Annotated in this window: 15 protein-coding genes and 1 tRNA gene; 7 read left to right on the top strand and 9 right to left on the bottom strand. The window is 34.6% G+C overall.

The features are described 5' to 3' along the window. Window positions 1-80: 80 nt before the first annotated feature. Together EJB00_RS00620 and EJB00_RS00615 are read right to left on the bottom strand one after the other, a co-directional pair. Window positions 81-1,799, bottom strand: a complete 1,719-nt coding sequence (locus EJB00_RS00620) for a monovalent cation:proton antiporter-2 (CPA2) family protein (RefSeq protein ID WP_015588096.1) — start codon at window positions 1,797-1,799, stop codon at window positions 81-83. A 5-nt stretch (window positions 1,800-1,804) separates the two neighbouring features. Continuing rightward, the gene (locus EJB00_RS00615) at window positions 1,805-2,377 is read right to left on the bottom strand and encodes a thioredoxin family protein (protein ID WP_015588095.1); all 573 of its coding nucleotides are present in this window, start codon (window positions 2,375-2,377) and stop codon (window positions 1,805-1,807) included. Window positions 2,378-2,483: 106 nt separating this feature from the next. Here EJB00_RS00615 and tmk point away from each other — a divergent pair, with 106 nt between their 5' ends. Then, window positions 2,484-3,101 (top strand): dTMP kinase, encoded by a 618-nt coding sequence (gene tmk, locus EJB00_RS00610; protein ID WP_015588094.1) that lies wholly within the window; start codon window positions 2,484-2,486, stop codon window positions 3,099-3,101. A 131-nt stretch (window positions 3,102-3,232) separates the two neighbouring features. Here tmk and EJB00_RS00605 read toward each other — a convergent pair. Next, window positions 3,233-3,309, bottom strand: a tRNA-Met gene (locus EJB00_RS00605). 96 nt (window positions 3,310-3,405) lie between these two features. On the opposite strand from EJB00_RS00605, the gene EJB00_RS00600 reads away from it, so the two are divergent. From EJB00_RS00600 to EJB00_RS00580, 5 genes are all read left to right on the top strand, one after another. Beyond that, entirely contained in the window at window positions 3,406-5,397 is a 1,992-nt protein-coding gene (locus tag EJB00_RS00600; RefSeq protein WP_015588093.1) for a ComEC/Rec2 family competence protein, read from the top strand. 168 nt (window positions 5,398-5,565) lie between these two features. Then, window positions 5,566-6,531, top strand: a complete 966-nt coding sequence (locus tag EJB00_RS00590) for an IS110 family RNA-guided transposase (protein ID WP_135352759.1) — start codon at window positions 5,566-5,568, stop codon at window positions 6,529-6,531. Between the two features lie 217 nt (window positions 6,532-6,748). Further along, window positions 6,749-7,579: a hypothetical protein gene (locus EJB00_RS06280; protein WP_225416287.1), complete on the top strand. Its 831-nt coding sequence runs from the start codon at window positions 6,749-6,751 to the stop codon at window positions 7,577-7,579. A gap of 25 nt (window positions 7,580-7,604) precedes the next feature. After that, on the top strand, window positions 7,605-8,558 hold the full coding sequence (locus EJB00_RS06275; RefSeq protein WP_225416286.1) for a coiled-coil domain-containing protein: 954 nt from the start codon (window positions 7,605-7,607) through the stop codon (window positions 8,556-8,558). Beyond that, window positions 8,558-9,511 (top strand): RluA family pseudouridine synthase, encoded by a 954-nt coding sequence (locus tag EJB00_RS00580; RefSeq protein ID WP_015588260.1) that lies wholly within the window; start codon window positions 8,558-8,560, stop codon window positions 9,509-9,511. Before EJB00_RS06275 ends, EJB00_RS00580 begins: the two co-directional genes overlap by 1 nt. Window positions 9,512-9,517: 6 nt before the next feature. On the opposite strand, the gene EJB00_RS00575 is transcribed toward EJB00_RS00580, so the two are convergent. From EJB00_RS00575 to EJB00_RS00560, 4 genes are all read right to left on the bottom strand, one after another. Continuing rightward, window positions 9,518-9,865, bottom strand: a complete 348-nt coding sequence (locus EJB00_RS00575) for a diacylglycerol kinase (RefSeq protein ID WP_007302306.1) — start codon at window positions 9,863-9,865, stop codon at window positions 9,518-9,520. 270 nt (window positions 9,866-10,135) lie between these two features. After that, window positions 10,136-13,510 carry a carbamoyl-phosphate synthase large subunit gene (carB, locus tag EJB00_RS00570; protein WP_135353030.1) on the bottom strand — a complete coding sequence of 1,125 codons (3,375 nt, stop codon included), beginning with the start codon at window positions 13,508-13,510 and terminating at the stop codon, window positions 10,136-10,138. A gap of 116 nt (window positions 13,511-13,626) precedes the next feature. Continuing rightward, window positions 13,627-14,391 (bottom strand): SDR family NAD(P)-dependent oxidoreductase, encoded by a 765-nt coding sequence (locus tag EJB00_RS00565; protein ID WP_015588258.1) that lies wholly within the window; start codon window positions 14,389-14,391, stop codon window positions 13,627-13,629. Beyond that, window positions 14,378-15,193 carry a YihY/virulence factor BrkB family protein gene (locus EJB00_RS00560; protein ID WP_015588257.1) on the bottom strand — a complete coding sequence of 272 codons (816 nt, stop codon included), beginning with the start codon at window positions 15,191-15,193 and terminating at the stop codon, window positions 14,378-14,380. Before EJB00_RS00560 ends, EJB00_RS00565 begins: the two co-directional genes overlap by 14 nt. 128 nt (window positions 15,194-15,321) lie before the next feature. On the opposite strand from EJB00_RS00560, the gene EJB00_RS00555 reads away from it, so the two are divergent. Continuing rightward, entirely contained in the window at window positions 15,322-15,660 is a 339-nt protein-coding gene (locus EJB00_RS00555) for a TrbC/VirB2 family protein (RefSeq protein WP_015588256.1), read from the top strand. A gap of 208 nt (window positions 15,661-15,868) precedes the next feature. Here EJB00_RS00555 and EJB00_RS00550 read toward each other — a convergent pair whose 3' ends face one another. Then, window positions 15,869-16,249 carry a hypothetical protein gene (locus EJB00_RS00550; protein ID WP_135353031.1) on the bottom strand — a complete coding sequence of 127 codons (381 nt, stop codon included), beginning with the start codon at window positions 16,247-16,249 and terminating at the stop codon, window positions 15,869-15,871. A gap of 214 nt (window positions 16,250-16,463) precedes the next feature. Then, the gene (gene purF / locus EJB00_RS00545; RefSeq protein WP_015588255.1) at window positions 16,464-17,849 is read right to left on the bottom strand and encodes an amidophosphoribosyltransferase; all 1,386 of its coding nucleotides are present in this window, start codon (window positions 17,847-17,849) and stop codon (window positions 16,464-16,466) included. Window positions 17,850-17,892: the final 43 nt, after the last annotated feature.

Below are 17,892 nucleotides of genomic sequence, written 5' to 3'. Positions count from 1 at the left end.
AAGGTCAATTTCACCTTTCTAGAGAGTATAGTTGCTTAATTAAATGTGTTTTTCTGGTCACTAATTAAAGTGATAGAGGATTATTCATCTTTATCACTACCAAGGGCTTTTAACATACTGTAGTTGCCTTTTCTAAATTTACCTTTTAAAGATGTAACTCCGCTTTCGCTAATACCACTTAAACTTAATGCTGCTCCACCTAGCTGCAATCCAATTTCAGACGTTTCGGGAATAACTTTACTAGCCCCTAGATCTTTATAAACCTCCACATTATTCAAATCTGGTAAACGTATTATAATATTTACATGCGGGAAGTTTGTTGCAACTAGAGAAACTATTTTCTTTATAGTGACTTCGTTCTTTATTGAAACCACAAGAGCTTGAGCTCTTTCTATTCCTACTGATTTTAAAATTTCATATCTTGTAGCATCTCCAAGATATATAGGGAAACTGTCATTTTTTCCTTCTTTCACTATTTTTGATTGAATATCTACAACAACATAACTTAAATGCTCTGCAGTAAGCATTTTCGTTACCATATATCCCACTCTACCAAACCCGGCAACTATTACGTGGTTATGAAGATCTTGTGTGTCTGTTTCGATTGCTTCATCGTCTAGTATTATTTTTTCAGTGCTAAATGAATTTGCTATCCAGTCTCCAATTCCCGATAAAAGAGGAGTAAAAGCCATAGTTACTGTAGTTACCATCATAAGCACTTGAGCGATTTCACTTGATAGTACATCTAATTCATCTGCTAAACGGAATAAAATAAATGCAAATTCACCGCCTTGTGCAAGCAGTAATCCAGCTTGTATTGCAGGTGCACTTCTAAATCCAAAAAATCTACACAATGTATATATAATGGACGTCTTTAAAATGATAAGGATAATTGATAATAAAGTAACGAGTGGTAACTTATTGAGTAAAAGGTCAATATCAATAGACATGCCAACAGTCATAAAGAATAAACCAAGAAATAAGTCTTTAAATGGCAATACTGCATGTTCTACCGAATTCCTGTGTTCTGTTTCTGCAACTAGTAACCCAGCAACAAATGCGCCTAATGCCATTGATAAATGAAATTGTTCAGTAATAAATGCTGATCCTAATATTATCAGAAGTGTTGTTGATATAAAGATTTCATTACTCTCCATTTTGGCAATAACCGAAAACAATGGCCTCAGTAATAACCTACCAGTTACAAATATCAACACCAATGCAATAGCTGCTTGCACTAATGAGCCTGCCAACGAGCTTATTAAGCTGTGTTCAGAATTGCCAGTAAGTAGGGGCACTAGTACTATTAGAGGTACCACTGCAAAGTCCTGCATTAGTAGCACTGCTATTGACAATCTGCCAACTTGGCTTGCTTGAGAACCCTTTTCTTGCAGAACCTGCAACACTATTGCTGTTGAAGATAGTGCAAGCCCACCACCAATAACTGCTGCCATGTTTATGCTCACTCCAAAGGCGAGAGCAATGCACCATATTACTATCATAGTAACTATAACTTGGAGAGAACCAAACCCAAACACATGCCTACGCATGGCGATGAGGCGTTCAAATGTCAATTCAAGACCTATAATAAACAACAGGAAAACTACTCCAAATTCTGCGAAGTTATCCATTGCTTCAGCTGAATTTATCAGATTAAATCCATGAGAACCAATCAACGCACCTGCAACAAAGTAACCAAGCACTGGACTGATATTCATTTTCCAAAACGCTATGACTATAAACACAGCAGCGGAAAGTAAGATGATAATATCAAACAAATGCTGAGAGCCACTGTGCATGATATTTACCCTGTAGAATTAGACCACTTGATTGAGCAACCAATACTTGATTTTTGGTCAATTGGAGGATTGCTAGTTTTTGCAATAAATTTCATCGCTTGAAATAAATCACTACTTCCTATTTCATAATTTTGAACTTTCTCTTTTTTTGCATTGTTAAAACGTCCACGATAACGAAGTTTTAAATCAGCGTTAAACCCAAAGAGATCAGGGGTACAAACAGCACCATACTCTTTAGCTACTTCTTGGTTACTGTCAATTAAATATGGAAATGTAAACTTATTTTTCTTGGCAAAATTAATCATGTTTTCAAAGGAGTCTTCTGGGTACTTATTCACATCATTTGGCATGATTGCAACGGTGTTTACCTGATAATCTTTTTTCAACAAATTAACATCGCTTACTAGATTGCTAATAATTGATTGAACGTAAGGACAGTGATTGCATATAAACATTACAATAAGACCATTTTCCCCATAGCAGTCACTTAATGTATAATATTTGTTATCCACTCCCAAGAGATTGAAATTCTTTGCAGTAAAGTCTAAATCTATCTTAGGAGTGTCTAGCGTAACCATAGCTCATAGAGAATTGTATACCGTATATAATTTATGATCTTATTGCTTAAATGTCAAATGGTTTCTATGTACACTGTTTGCATTTAGCATTGTAATTATAAAATTTATGTTCATAACCTTCGAAGGAATAGATGGTTCTGGTAAAACAACACAGTCTGAGTTACTTGCAAATTATTTCAAGCAAATTCACGGTGAAAATAATGTCGTATTGACTAGAGAACCAGGTGGTACTGATTTTGCAGAAAAAATAAGAGGATTACTACTTAAGGATAATATTGATCCCATCTCTGAACTTTTATTATTTACCTCAATGAGATATGAACATATGAAAGAATTAATACTACCAGCTCTTAAAGAGGGAAAGACAGTTATTTGTGATCGATTTATCGATTCAACTATTGCGTATCAAGGGTATGGACTAGGTGTTGACTTGAGTCTAATAAGAGACTTACACAAATTAGTGGAAATTAAATATCCAGATATCACATTTATTTTAGATATTGATGTTCAAGTTGGACTCAGCAGAGCAAAGGATAAAAATAAGTATGAAGAGATGGACGTTGATTTTTATAATAAAGTTCGAGAAGGATTTCAAGAAATAGCTATAAAAGAATCTAATAGATGTAATGTTATTACTGGAATTGCAGATAAAGACAACAATAAAGTGTATAGTGAAATTATTGATGTAATAAGAAAAAAGAAAAAAGGCATGCAGCCGCTATAATTTTGTCAATAAATACCCTGAGTTTTTTACTGAATGTTACGATTGAGCCTACAGGTCAAAAACAAGCTTTGAGTTAGAAATACCATTGCTATTATAATAAGAGAAATCGCAGTGTTTGTACAATTGAAAGATGGTTGCGGGAGTAGGATTTGAACCTACGACCTTCAGGTTATGAGCCTGACGAGCTACCGAGCTGCTCCATCCCGCGTCGTTGCTTATTTATTATTATATGCGTAATAATAATAAATAAAAGAATAAAATCACACTATTACATATATTTATATATCTATTAACCTTTCTTAACATGATAGTAAATTATATACATAACAATCTGTGCAATGAAAAATATAACTTGATATTGTGGTTCCCTGTTTTTCAGTGTGCAGGAATTTTAACCTATTTCTCATTAAATTTTGAACCAAGCTGTGCTTTCACTATATCTATTTTTCTCTTGCTTTCACCTATACTAATTCTGATTGCAATATTATACAGGAAATACGCAATATTATGCATTTCTTTAATTGCAGTGCTCATAGGATTTACAGCCAGCAAATTCAGAACAGATTCAGTTAATACTCACATTCTTGATAAGGAAAGGTATGTGAAAGATATTGTTGCTACAGTGAAAGATATTAATAACAAGGGCTCATATGAGCAATTTTTGCTTTATGAAATAAAAAACACGAAGTTTAAGTTAGATAACATCAGAATATCAGTTAGAACCAAAGCGGAAGAAGGCATTAAAATAGGGGATCAAGTAAAATTATCAGCAAAACTCTTTCCTCCAAAAATTGCGCCTTCGGAATATGCATATGATTTCGCAAGAATAGCATATTATCAGAAAATAAGTGCAACAGGCTTTGCAACAAGCAAAATAGTCCTGTACAAAAAGGCTGAAGCAAGAAAATTTCAAGAGTATATAGAATCTTTCCGTCAATATATCTATGAAAACCTACAGCAAAATACCAAAAAGCCACACGCGGACATAATCTCTGCATTATTAATTGGCAAAAAAGACGGGATAGATCAAAAAACTATGAATGCGATACGAGATTCAGGTATAGCACATTTATTCGCTATATCTGGTTTACATTTATCGTTTGTTGCTGGTCTGTTTTTTATAGTATTCCGTAATTTATTTGCAATATCTGAAACTTTGACTCTTAAATATAACACTAAAAAAATATCTGCATTCTTTACTATCTTGCCAACTACCTTTTATTTGTTGATTACCGGTATGCAAATTTCTGCTCAGCGTGCCTACATCATGGTGATCTTGGTACTTGTTGCAATAATCATAGAAAGGAAATATCGAGGATTAATAGCAATTGCATTTGCTGCTTCGGTGATACTCATAGTGGAGCCAGAAGCAATCTTAAAGCCAGGTTTTCAAATGTCATTTTCTGCTGTTTTGGCACTAATTGCCAGCTATCAGATCAATGCTAATAAGTTATTTAAAATAAAAATAATAAAATATTTTGTGTCGATAATGATCAGCTCAGTCATAGCAAGTTTAGCAACTATTCCGTACACAATATACAATTTTAACTATTGTTCAATCAGTGGCATTATCACAAATTTGATTGCTATACCAATAGTTACACTCATTATTATTCCACTTGGAATAATTTATGTTTTATTGATTCCTTTAGGTATTGAATGGATTATAGCGCCATTTATAGAGCGCCCAATTGACAGTATCTTGTGTATAACAAATGCAATCGCTAGTCTTCAGTATTTGGTTATTCCCACTCGCACTTTTCCTGGCTCATCAATTATTATAATAACACTTGGGTTATTGTGGCTATGCTTGTGGGAAAGGAATTGGCGTTTTTTTGGAATTTTCTTTATTGTGCTGGGTATTTTCTCTAGCGCTATGTATAGAACCCCTGACATCCTGGTCAGCATTGATAATCTTGCTGTAAAAGAAGATGACAGTTTACTATATTCTCTTACTAGGAAAAATAGGAACTTTGTTGTCAAAACATGGGCTAAACAAAACGGGCAGAATCAAATTTTGAATCATACTAAATTCAGTAATTCACACAAAAGGCTAAAATGTAATGATTATGACTGTATATATAATAAAGGAAATAATAAGTCAGTGTTGCTAGCTTATAAAAAAGAAGATATTGTAGAAAGTTGTAACAATGTCGATCTAGTAATTCAGCTAAGCAAATTCAACTACCCAGCTTGCAATACTAAAACCATCAAGTATGCTGACTTAGAAGCATATGGCACACACTCTTATATGTTAAAAACAAGTCTTTATAAATGTCACGAAATGGCGGTATAAAGACACGCAGAGAGGAGGAACCGTACATACTCTTGGTCATAAGGACCGTTTTGCAGCAAGGTTCTCCTCTCTGGTTTATTATACTGAAAGTTCCGAACAACTGGTTGAGCTTTTAGGCTCGTATATAAGGGTGGAAAATGCAGTATACACATTATTTATGGAGGGATTATGAATTTATCAAATATTATTACTGGCATTGATATTAGCAAAAATAAACTAGATATCCATATTCATCCACTTGGACATCATAAAGTATTTGAAAATAACGTTCAAGCTATTGATCAAATAATCGACTTTTTGCGTTTACATAACGTAACCAAAGTTGGACTTGAAGCAACTGGTGGGTACGAAAAATTATGTGCTTATACTTTATTAAGCCATGGTTTTGAAGTATATGTCATTCAACCAAGATGGGTGAGAGATTATGCAAAAAGCCTTGGTATTGCTACTAAAACTGATAAAATAGACTGTAGCATCATCTCACGTTATGTTAGTAATACAGACATGCGTGTCACTCCTTTAAAAGTTAGTAGTATTGACTGTTTGAAGCAAAAATTATCTCGCAGGAATCAACTAGTAGAAATAGCAAAAATACAAAAAACCCAAGCTCATCAAGTAACCGATTTATCTATAATCAAACAAATGGAAGAGCTACTTGCAGTTTTACAAAATCAAATTCAAGTCTTAGAAGATGAGGTAATGGAATTAGTCGATAAAAATCAAGAGCTTAAAAAAAAGTATATGTCAATAACTAGTATACCTGGTATAGGTGCAATAACAGCTATTACTTTTATTTGTTATCTACCCGAGCTTGGAACTCTCCAACATAAAGAAATATCCAGCCTTTCCGGAGTTGCACCTTTTAATCGAGATAGTGGTTTTAGTAAGGGAAAAAGGTGTATTCAGGGTGGTAGATCACAAATTAGAAAGGTTTTACATATGTGCATTCTTAGTGCGCAAAGGTACAATTCTTATATAAAAATCTTCTTTGATAGGCTATACAATCAATATAAAAAACCATATAAAGTTGCTTCTACTGCTGCAATGAGAAAATTACTTATCCTTGCTAACTCTTTAGTAAGAGACGGTAGACTGTTTACTGAGGAGTATAGCCCTAAAACTGTTTCTATATAGTAATAGCATAGCTGTGAATAAGTACGCCCACACAAATTTTAAGTACTTATTCACAGCTACATCAATTTTTCTATTGACTTTTAACACAACTGCTGTTTGGCTAACAGATAGTGGTATAAAGGTTAGTAAAGTGCGTTCTAATCGTCCTTGGCATAAGCCAAAAAACTTGTTTTTAAAGTATCATTTATATATAATTAATTAAGGTGTAAGGAAATTTATGCATTCAGATACAACAAATCCTTTCAAGGTTAAGGTAGATCATAATTTTGCCAAAATAGATGATGCTATTGGTTTTTTTCCTAGATTATGGCGTGCAACAAAGAAATATTCCGTAAGTAACACTCTACCTATAGCAGCTGTAAATACTTGGCTTCAATTTTCTTTGGCTTATGTAGCTGCAATAATAATAACTAGTAATAATTTAAGCTTTATTACAGATATTTTTAACCCAACATTCATGCCAATTTATACCTTAGTTTCTGTTATTCTTTTAACAGCTTTTGTTGCCTCTTCTGCTATGAGATATATGCATAAGCAGAAGATAAAAGAAGGAAAAAAGCCGATAGAGGAATTAATAAATGATAAAATTAGAGGTGGCAAAGACAACGAGATAAGTGAACTTGCTGAAAATGCTCTAAAAATAGAGATAAAACCAAATTTAAGTCTTATAGGTCACAAAAAAGCAAACTTTTCAATAGTTTTACCAATTTCTGAAAGTCAGAAAAAGATATTAGATAGTCAGAAACAGGAGAATAAAAATAAGGCCATTTTTCTTACCATACCATATATAATTAGCACTGTAATTATAGTTGGCGCATTAATACAAAATAGATTTAGCTTTGCCAATGTTCAGGATTTGGAATGGGCCATAGTTGCACTGGCTAGTATCATTGCTATTGTTGGGATATGTATAACATTCAGCAAGCTAAAAAACAATGAGATAAACAATAATCATAATATTGTTAAAAAGTTTAACAATTTGGATATTCTCTTTCCATTCAGAAGAGGTGGGGTTGTATCGGTAATGGAAAAAAAAGACAAAAGATGAGGAAGAAAATGATTCTATATCTCGATTGATAAAATTACTTGATAAGCACTTGACTGATTTTACAGATAAAATTGTTGACTCACTCGATAAGCACTTAGGTGAAGCTACAGATCTACTTGATAGCAAACTTCTAAAACCTGCAAATGATGAAATTCAAGAAACACTTGTTCATCTACAAGGAATTAGAGGAGACATCAAAAAAGATTTAGATAAGTTGCGTAAGGAAATGATGGTCATTTTAAGCGAAGCTAAAGAGCTGGCAAAAAGAACAAATTCACTAAAAATTGAAAGCATTTTTTCTAGTTTAGAGAATACTATTAAAATCGCTGAAGATAAGGTTGAGCGATTTGAACCAAGCAGATTAGTTGGCTTTTTTCAATCTGGAGAAAGAACAATTAGCGATGATCGTGAGTTCATAGATACATTGGAAAAACAAAAAGAAGAAGCGGAAAAGATAAAGAACGAATTAGAAGAAGAACTAAAAAAAGTAAAAGATGAGCTAGCAGAATTAAAGAATAAACAGACTCAATCAAATGAACCTAATAGCAGTGAAGGCAGTATTACTGCTACTCCTTTTGACAAACAACGGGATGAAGAGAAAAAAGCAAAAGAAAAAAATAGACTATTAAAATCAAAAAAAAGGATGAAAGAGCTGGAGCAAGAAAATGCAAAATTGGAAAAAGAATTATCTGAACAAGAAAAAATGGACGAATGGAGAAAAAAAGTTAACGGTAAAGCAAGTGACTTTCTATATTATTTATTAGAGTCTATTAAGCTAGAAGAAAAAGATAAAAAAGAAGAAAAGAGGGAGTTAACGCTACGGGATTTTGATAATAAAATAATAATTTACTGGAAAGATGGCTCTCAAACAATTTGCCATATTAAAAAACAAGACAGCCTTCAAATTCAACCTAGTACAAAAGTTGATTTTGTGAATCCAGATGTTCATGCAGCATTCAAAGTAGCTTGCGCAGGGTAGTGACCATAGATATAACCTTAAATGTTAATAGTGACGAAAAAAAATTAAGGCTAGATACTTACATAGCTAAAAAGTGCAACATATCACGCAGTAAAGCGCAAAGATTGATACAAGATGAGCGGGTAACATTATTTGGCACGCCGATAATTAATAATGACCACATAGTAAAACCAGGTGAAGAGTATATAGTACATCTCGTTCAACCTGACATATCCACATCAATTGAACCTAACTATAATATAAAGCTTGATATCATCTACGAAGATGGGGACATTATAGTTCTGAGTAAACAAAGTAGATTAACAGTACACCCAGGTGCTGGAACAAACAATGATACACTCCTGAATGCAGTGATCGCTCACCTTGGCAAAATTCCATATACAAATACAAGACCAGGAATTGTTCACAGGCTTGATAAAGATACTAGTGGACTCATGGTAATTGCAAAAAATGAACAATCCCACAGCTTCTTGTCTGAGCTGCTATCAAATCGTAAAATAAAACGGGAATACTTAGCAGTAATTTGGGGAGCATTACCTAATCTGCAAGGAACAGTAAAAACCCATATTGCTCCAAAACGCAGTAATAAAGAAATGATGTGTGTCACAAAAACAGCAGGTAAATTAGCAATCACTCATTATTCAGTGAAGAAAATTATAGGGCAAGCAAGCCTGGTTAAATGTACTTTAGAGACAGGCAGAACACATCAAATTCGAGTACACATGAGCCACATAGGACATTCTGTAGTTGATGATCAAGTTTACGGAAAAAATAGTAGTAAAAGTGCAAAACATGCTAAAAACTCTGACTTTATCCGTAATTTCAATAGACAGGCACTACATGCTCACACGCTAGGCTTATATCATCCAAAAAGTAAAGAATATATGGAATTTGTTTCTGATTTACCACAAGACATGCAAGTCTTAATCGGTGAATTTGAAAATATATCTTAACAACATTCATATCAATATTATCATCCATGTTATCAAGAAGTTAATTAATGAGAGAAAAACTGCTGCACTACCTAGATCTTTCACTTTTTTTGAAAGTATATGTTGTTCACTGGAAATACGCTCAATTGTTGTTTCAAAAGCAGTGTTAATAATTTCTACAATTAACACCAAAAATAGGCTACTTACCATTACTGCACGTTCTAAATTACTTACATCTAAAACAAACAAAGTTGAAACACATATTATAAAAAGCAGTAACTCCTGTCTGAACGCAACTTCTGATACAAAAGCTGATTTTATTCCTTCACAGGAGTATTGAATTGCTTTTATTAGACGAGTAATGCTTTTCTTCATTATCAATTTTGGAAACTCAATGAATTACACTTATTGCACTCAGGTAAAAAATGCATGAAAACACCTTTCAGTTGTGATCACTTACAAAGATTTTTAAGTTAAAGTCTAGCATATTGTTTGAATCAAGAAAATTAGTACAAAGCCTTTCAACAAACGCTCAAGGCAGTTATATATTGATACTGACACAAAATCCTTTAATTAAATTTCTCTCGCCTTAGCTTGCACGATCCTAATTTTGAAATAAGTAATAATTTATTATAGTCTTGATATTTAAACATTTTGTATCTGCTGTAATGATTTCACTTCCAATTTGCTATTCTTTACATATTGAATTGCAAGCGCTAACGCTTTACTCCCAGAAGCTGTGGTGCTATAAGCTATATTTTGCAAAATAGCAGTTCTGCGAATATCTTTGCTATCTGAGACTGACTTTACACCTTTTGAGGTATTGATCACTAGATTTATTTTTCCATCTTTGAGCATATCAACTATGTGGGGTCTGCCTTCTCTCACTTTATTTACAGCTTTTGCAGCAATGCCGTTATTGTTCAGATACGAAGCTGTGCCTTTGGTGGCATATATTTCAAAATTCAGTTCTTTCAACATTCGTGCAACAGGCAATATATACTCTTTATCATCATCTTTTACTGAAACCAGAGCTGTTCCTTCTGTTGGTAACTTGTATCCTGCAGCCATGTGCACTTTTGCAAGTGCAGCTTCGAAAGATAAGTCAATTCCCATCACTTCTCCTGTTGATTTCATTTCAGGACCAAGTAAAGTGTCAATTCCCGAAAAACGCGTGAATGGAAAAACAGCAGCTTTAACTGCAAAATGATTGAAAGGCTTGTTTTCCTGATTCAATTTTTTACCCAAAATAACCTGAGTGGCAAGCTTTGCAATAGGAATATTGATTACCTTGGAAATAAAAGGAACTGTGCGACTAGCCCTTAGATTCACTTCAAGTATGTATACATCACTAGACCTCTTGCATAACTCGATTTCTGAAGGCAATTTTGTCGTCAAAGCTTGTCTGCGCTCCTCAAATACATTCGAGTATTCTGTGATGCTCATCTGCACTTTTTCTAAAAATTTCTCATCACAAACAGGTTCTGCAAGAGGTCTATTCTCTTGAACAGCAAACTGAATGTTTATCAGACCTTTCACTTCTAGTGCAAGAGCTATTCTTTCAGTTTGGAGCTCGATCTCTTTTATTACTTCGTCACTCAATGTATTTGTCGGTATTGAGCATGTTGAATCGCCAGAGTGGATACCAGCTTCTTCAATGTGCTCCATGACCGCTGCAATGAAAACTTTTTTCCCATCACATACAGCATCAACGTCAACCTCAACTGCATTGACTAAAAATTTATCAAGAAGCAGTGACCCGTGTTCAAAAATTTTGGTTTGATTCAAGACATACTCTTTAAAGCTCTGAGTATCATGTCTAATCGACATAGACTGACCGCCGAGGACATATGATGGCCTGACTACTAGTGGAAACCCCACCTTTTCTGCGTTGGTTAACGCTTCTTTTACTGAATGGCAGATAGAACTTTCAGGTTGTTTTAAATTAAGTTGCAAAGCAAGGTTTTTAAATCTCATGCGATCTTCTGCAAGGTCAATAGAATCAAACGAAGTTCCCAGAATTTTGAAACCTCTCTCGTTAAGCACTTTGGCTAACTTTAAAGGTGTTTGACCACCTATTTGAACTATTACACCAACCAGTGTGCCATTTTCTTGCTCTTTGCTTAGTATTTCAAGCACATCCTCTGCAATCAGTGGGGCGAAATATAAACGATCAGCGGTATCATAATCAGTTGAAACGGTTTCTGGATTACAGTTAATCATTATTGTTTCATACCCCATTTCTTTGGCGGCAGAAGCTGCATGTACGCAAGCATAATCGAACTCAATACCCTGACCAATGCGGTTTGGACCACTTCCTAAAATGACAACTTTTTTTCGATCCGAAATATTCGCCTCACATTCCGTTTTATTTTCAACATCACCCTCATAACAGCCATACATATAAGCAGTGCTCGATTCAAATTCAGCTGCACAGGTGTCTACACGCTTATAAACTTGTTTAATGCCAAATTTTTTTCTTATTTCTTCAATTTGCTCTACTTTCTTATTGCTTAATTTTGCCAATCTTGCATCTGAAAACCCCATTTTTTTCAGCTCTAACATTTCATATGCAGTCTCAGGCAGGCCGTTTTCCTTGATTTTTTGTTCAGCTAATATAATTAGCTGTATATTCTGCAAAAACCACAAGTCATATCCTGTAATCGAATTTATTTCTTCTATGCTTATTCCATGACGCATTGCGTCAGCAGCAATCAGTAATCTGTTTGGCAGCAATTTTGCTAATTGAGATTTTACGTGATCAATATCAATGTTCCCAGGAAATACTTCATCAAGTCCTGTAAGATCAGTTTCAAGTGAACGAAAAGCTTTCTGCAGTGACTCATTAAAAGTGCGGCCGATCGACATTACTTCTCCCACTGATTTCATGGAGGTTGATAATTCACAATTCGTCCCCTTAAACTTCTCAAATTCAAAACGAGGAATTTTAGTAACGATATAATCAATCACTGGTTCGAATGCTGCTGGTATTATTGGAGCGCAGTCGTTACGTATTTCATCGAGCGAATATCCAATAGCAAGTTTAGTGACAACTTTTGCAATAGGATAGCCTGTTGCTTTTGAGGCAAGTGCAGAAGAGCGAGAAACCCTTGGATTCATTTCAATTACAACGAGGCTTCCATCTTCTTTAGGATTCACTGCAAACTGAACATTTGCACCACCGGCACTAACATCAATTTCTCTTAGCACTGCTATAGATGCATTTCTCATTTGTTGATATTCAGCATCACGCAGAGTCAAAGCAGGAGCAACTGTGATACTATCTCCGGTGTGCACTCCCATTGGATCAATATTTTCTATTGAACACACTATTATACAGTTATCCTTGCAGTCACGGATAACTTCCATTTCATATTCCTTCCAGCCCATAATTGATTCATCTATCTGAACTTCATTTATTGGTGAAATTTTTAGAGCACTTTCTGCAATATTGAAAAACTCCTCTTTATTGTATGCTATGCCGCTACCTGCACCACCAAGGGTGAATGATGAGCGGATGATTGCTGGTAATCCAATGTAGTCCAAAGCCTCTTTTATTTGTTCTTGATTTTTTATAATGATACTTTTGGGGTATTTCAGTCCTATTCTATCCATGGATTGGCGGAATAACTCTCTATCCTCTGCTTTTTTTATTGCTTCTCTATTTACCCCTATTAATTCTACGTTGTATTTGTCTAACACTCCATCATCTGCAAGTTTTATTGCGCAATTGAGTGCTGTTTGCCCGCCCATTGTTGGCAATATTGCATCTGGCATCTCCTTGATTATAATTTTCTCTATGATTTCAGGCAGTACCGGCTCAATATAAGTTGCATCAGAGAATTCAGGATCTGTCATTATAGTTGCAGGATTGGAGTTAACCAAAATGACTTTATAACCTTCACTTTTTAATACTTTACAGCTTTGCGTTCCGGAATAATCAAACTCGCATGCCTGACCTATAACTATTGGGCCTGCTCCTATTACTAATATAGATTCTATATCTGTGCGTTTTGGCATAATTACAATAATAGTCTCGTCTCAAATAATGTTACCAATCTTTCCTGTGTATGTGAATTTTTATTAAACCTAACTACCTTTAGACTTAACGGTATCTTTGCAGATACTATGGTAATTTATTCGGGAGATTTACTTAATGGCAAGATTTGTCCTGATATACTGCAGTCATCAGAAGCCAACTCTACGAATTTATTTGTTAATTTCTCAGGCGATACTAATTCAGATATATCTTTTCCCAAAAATGCTTGCTTATACATTTCACTATCGATAGGCCCTTCCGAATACACGGCATTTATGCATAAGTTCGTATGCTTTGTCTCAGATGCATATATCTTCACCATTGCTTCTAGCGCAGCCTTACTTGCAGCATATGGTACCCAATATGGATAAGAGGAAGGAGAAAGTGTTATCTCTGAGGTCATGAATATCGCTCTTCCAGCATTAGACTTTTTTAGTATTGGACCCAAATTTTTTAGCAAGTACCAACTGGCAGTAAAATTTGTGTTCATTACGTTCTGTAGATCTTCAAGCTCACAATCATGAACAGAGCTCAACTTACCTAAAATTTCAGTGCATGTAATCAGTATATCAAGTGTTCCAGATTCTGATAATTTTGGGCTTTCTATCATATTTGCCAGTTTTTCTACGTTTTCAAAGTCCAAAAGATCAAGTTGAATTAGTTTCACAGAGCCTTCTTTAAGCTCTTCAATTTCGTTATACAATGGCTTGAGATTATCAAGAGATCTGGAAATCAGAATTACACATGCACCTTCTTTTACAAATCTTTTTGCAACAGAAGAGCCTATTCCACCTGAAGCTCCGGTAATTAAAGCTATTTTACCTTCTAAGTCACCCATTTCTTTCTCCTTAGCAAGATCCATTGAAATATTTTAGCTGAAAATTAAATTTTGCTCCATATATAAAAATCAAACTTAGCACATAAAAAAATAGTAACGATACTACCACACCACCTAAGCTTCCATATATCAAATTCAGTTGGTCAAAAGAAGCTTTTAAGTATTGCTTGAAAGCTGAAGCAGAGATCGTCCAAAGAATAACAGCCACACAAGATCCGGGAAATACGTCTGATAAGTTTTGTTTTATGTTTGGCAATGTGAAATATAGCCAAGATACTATAGTAAAAAGCAGAAACTCAATAAGTAAATATCTAGTATAACTTAGCCCTTGGTAAGAAAAATCAATTAACATTGGCACTAATGTAAAAAATACTATAGTCAGAGTTGTAACAAGCGTAATTACTAAAAATTGTAATATACTGAGCACCCTTCTCCATATATAAGGCGATGAAACCGGAACTTTATAGGCCTTATTCAATATCGTTCTAAATCCTTCAATTGTCGATGAGGCAGTCCAAACAGCGCCTACAATTGCCAAGGTTAATAAGCTTTGCGGAGGGCCTGATATTATCTCCCTAATACGTGGCATCAAAGATGATAAAATATCCTGTGGCATGTTATCAATAATAAATGCCCAGCCGACATTGTATTGATCTAAGAAATTTACGAACGTTGATGCCATGGCTATTAAAACAATAAGAAAAGGAAATATTGATAACAGGATTAAAAATGATAGATACCCTGCATGCTCCACTCCATCATTATAAATTGTGTCAATTAAAGCACGATAAAGGCAATAAACGATACTATAAAATTTCTGTAGCACTTGTAATATAAATAAACTAAGAAAAGTATTCTAAATGAAATAAAGCATACTTTTAAGTAAAAAATCCTCACCGTTTACTTAAATTTAATCAAAGTGAAGGATAATCCAGCGTTAAATACGGAGGCATAATGAAAAACTTTCTTCTACTTGTAGCTTTAATTCTTTCCTTTGCGTTTGATGTACATGCTGATGAAACATCAGCAGTGATATGTAAAATAGTGAGCTATACTCACAGTTTGGGTGGACCAATGATCACGATAGTGATAATAGGTGCAGCATTGCTTGCAATATTTGGCAGAATGCCGTGGCCAGCGCTTTTTGCACTCGGTGCGTTCACTGCTGTGTTTTTTGGCGCTCCTGCAGTTGTGAAAGCAATAACAGGAAAAGATGCATGTACAACTAGTAGTACAACCCCAACTTGCCCTAGTGGTCAAACATGGGATGCAACATCAAATAGCTGCCGCTAGGCACTAAAATTTCAGAAAAACATTAGCAAATGGTGCTTCTTTAAGAAGCACCATTACTGCACGAACTTGTGACTTAAGCCACCATAAAGGTGTTATTCGAGTAGTCCCTCCGTTGTCATCCCAGTGCTTGACACTGAGATCCAGGAATTTTATTAGGTTGGTAAGCATAAAAGTAGCCATTTTATGTTAAAATACAACGTTTTGATGATCATGAAAAAACTGGATGCCAGTGTCTGGGCACTGGCATGACATCATCTTTTTTATCAGATACATATGAAATCAGCGCTTTCTTTCTTGTCATCCCAGTGCTTGACACTGGGATCCAGCCTCTACTTACCAACAAAAACTTAGCATAACTTTCATGCTCAAAAAATTCCTGGATCCCAGTGTCAAGCACTGGAATGACATCTGTGCTCTTTTTGCTATAAATATTAAGAAATTTACCAAATGAAGAAAAAAGGCAAAAGAATCCCCGTGTGAAGAGTTTTAATAATGTAAATTGGCGTTGTAATAATGTCCTAACAAGCGCGTTTTGGCTGAATGTAGAAAAAATAAAAAAAGCCGCTATAATTTTTGTGTAATTTGCCAATAAATATTTGAGTTTTTTACTGATTTTGTAATTGAACCTGCAGATCAAAAATAATGATAAATACTCTTATTATCATAGTAAAGGGAATGACGAAATTTGTAAAGTAGTTTTCACTCAAATGACGCCCAGGCAAAAACTATATGGTGATGCAAAAAACCTATTTTTAAAAGTGTTAATGTAATATAGAAAAAACCTCACCTTCATTAATAATAGATTACTTACCAATTGGGTAGTCACCAGTGAAGCAAGCATCACAATATTGCGGTGTAGCATTGTTACGTTTTTCTTCTTTAACAGCCCTGTATAATCCATTAATACTCAAGAAGGCTAAGCTATTTACTCCTATAATTTCCTTAATTTCCTCTACAGATTTATTTGCAGCAATTAAATCTTTGCACTCTGGCGTATCTATTCCATAAAAACAAGAATGCTTAATTGGTGGACTTGAAATTTTGAGGTGAATCTCTTTTACTCCTGCATCTTTTAGCATAACTATTATGTTTGTTAACGTACTACCACGCACTATACTATCATCTATTAAAATTATGTTTTTACCTTTCAAAGTGTGCTTATTAGCATTGAATTTTAATTTTATTCTAACTTTACGTACTTCAGCAGTTGGTTGTATAAAAGTTCTTCCTATGTAATGATTACGAATTATCCCCAGTTCCATAGGTAATCCTGAATGCTTTGCATATCCAATAGCTGCAGGTATTCCAGAATCAGGTATTGGTACAACCATATCTACATTGTTTTTTGGTGGGCTCTCTTCTGCAAGTATTCTTCCTATTTCTTTTCTTATATCATATATGGACCTATTCTCCATTATGCTGTCTGGTCTCGAGAAGTAAACGTATTCAAAAATACAAAAACTTGATTTTTGCTGTGGGAAAGGAAACATTGAGGCTAGCTTACTATCCGAACTGATGGTAACTAATTCGCCTGGTTCTATTTCTCTAATAAACTCTGCATTTATTATATCAAGAGCACAAGTTTCAGATGCAAGAACGTAAGAATCGTTTAACTTTCCTAAAACAAGAGGCCTGATTCCAGATGGATCACGTACTCCAATAACTACTTCTTGATTGATTGCCACAAAAGAATAAGCACCTTGTATTTGCTTTAATGCATATATAAAACTCTCTAAAAAGCTATCTTTTTCACCACTTGCTGTCAGATGCACTACTACTTCTGTATCAATATCTGACTGAAAAACGCACTCTTGTTTAATTAATTGTTCGCGTATCGGAGAAATATTAATTAAATTACCATTATGTGCTATGGCAAAATCCCCAAATTTGCCACTTTTGCCAAATATGGGCTGCACTCCAAATTTACTGCCACTTGTTGAGTATCGAACATGACCTATTGCACAATCTCCAGGTAAGGATTTCTTTATTTCATCTATATCATCAAATACACTGCTCACTTGACCTTGAAAGTGATAAGAGTGCAGCTTATCGTTGTTACTGGTTACTACGCCAAAAGACTCTTGACCTCTATGCTGCAAAGCGTGGAGAGCAAGTATAGAGTTAAAAGCAGCACTTTGGTTGTAACTTATGCCAAATACCCCACACTCCTCATGTACTTCATCAAGCATGAAAAATATTAAATAAAGCCTGATTGTACTTTAGTAGAGGCAA

The sequence above is a fragment of the Wolbachia endosymbiont of Drosophila mauritiana genome (genome assembly GCF_004795975.1).
Lineage (GTDB): Bacteria > Pseudomonadota > Alphaproteobacteria > Rickettsiales > Anaplasmataceae > Wolbachia.
The sequence above is the reverse complement of the archived record's forward strand: the minus strand, read 5'-3'. Positions and strand labels throughout refer to the sequence as shown.

Bases quoted from the DNA above. Each gene is read 5' to 3' on its own strand.
- EJB00_RS00620 (WP_015588096.1), bottom strand. From the start codon at position 1,799: ATGCACAGTGGCTCTCAGCATTTGTTTGATATTATCATCTTACTTTCC.
- EJB00_RS00615 (WP_015588095.1), bottom strand. From the start codon at position 2,377: ATGGTTACGCTAGACACTCCTAAGATAGATTTAGACTTTACTGCAAAG.
- tmk (WP_015588094.1), top strand. From the start codon at position 2,484: ATGTTCATAACCTTCGAAGGAATAGATGGTTCTGGTAAAACAACACAG.
- EJB00_RS00600 (WP_015588093.1), top strand. From the start codon at position 3,406: ATGATAGTAAATTATATACATAACAATCTGTGCAATGAAAAATATAAC.
- EJB00_RS00590 (WP_135352759.1), top strand. From the start codon at position 5,566: ATGAATTTATCAAATATTATTACTGGCATTGATATTAGCAAAAATAAA.
- EJB00_RS06280 (WP_225416287.1), top strand. From the start codon at position 6,749: ATGCATTCAGATACAACAAATCCTTTCAAGGTTAAGGTAGATCATAAT.
- EJB00_RS00575 (WP_007302306.1), bottom strand. From the start codon at position 9,865: ATGAAGAAAAGCATTACTCGTCTAATAAAAGCAATTCAATACTCCTGT.
- carB (WP_135353030.1), bottom strand. From the start codon at position 13,510: ATGCCAAAACGCACAGATATAGAATCTATATTAGTAATAGGAGCAGGC.
- EJB00_RS00565 (WP_015588258.1), bottom strand. From the start codon at position 14,391: ATGGATCTTGCTAAGGAGAAAGAAATGGGTGACTTAGAAGGTAAAATA.
- EJB00_RS00555 (WP_015588256.1), top strand. From the start codon at position 15,322: ATGAAAAACTTTCTTCTACTTGTAGCTTTAATTCTTTCCTTTGCGTTT.
- purF (WP_015588255.1), bottom strand. From the start codon at position 17,849: ATGCTTGATGAAGTACATGAGGAGTGTGGGGTATTTGGCATAAGTTAC.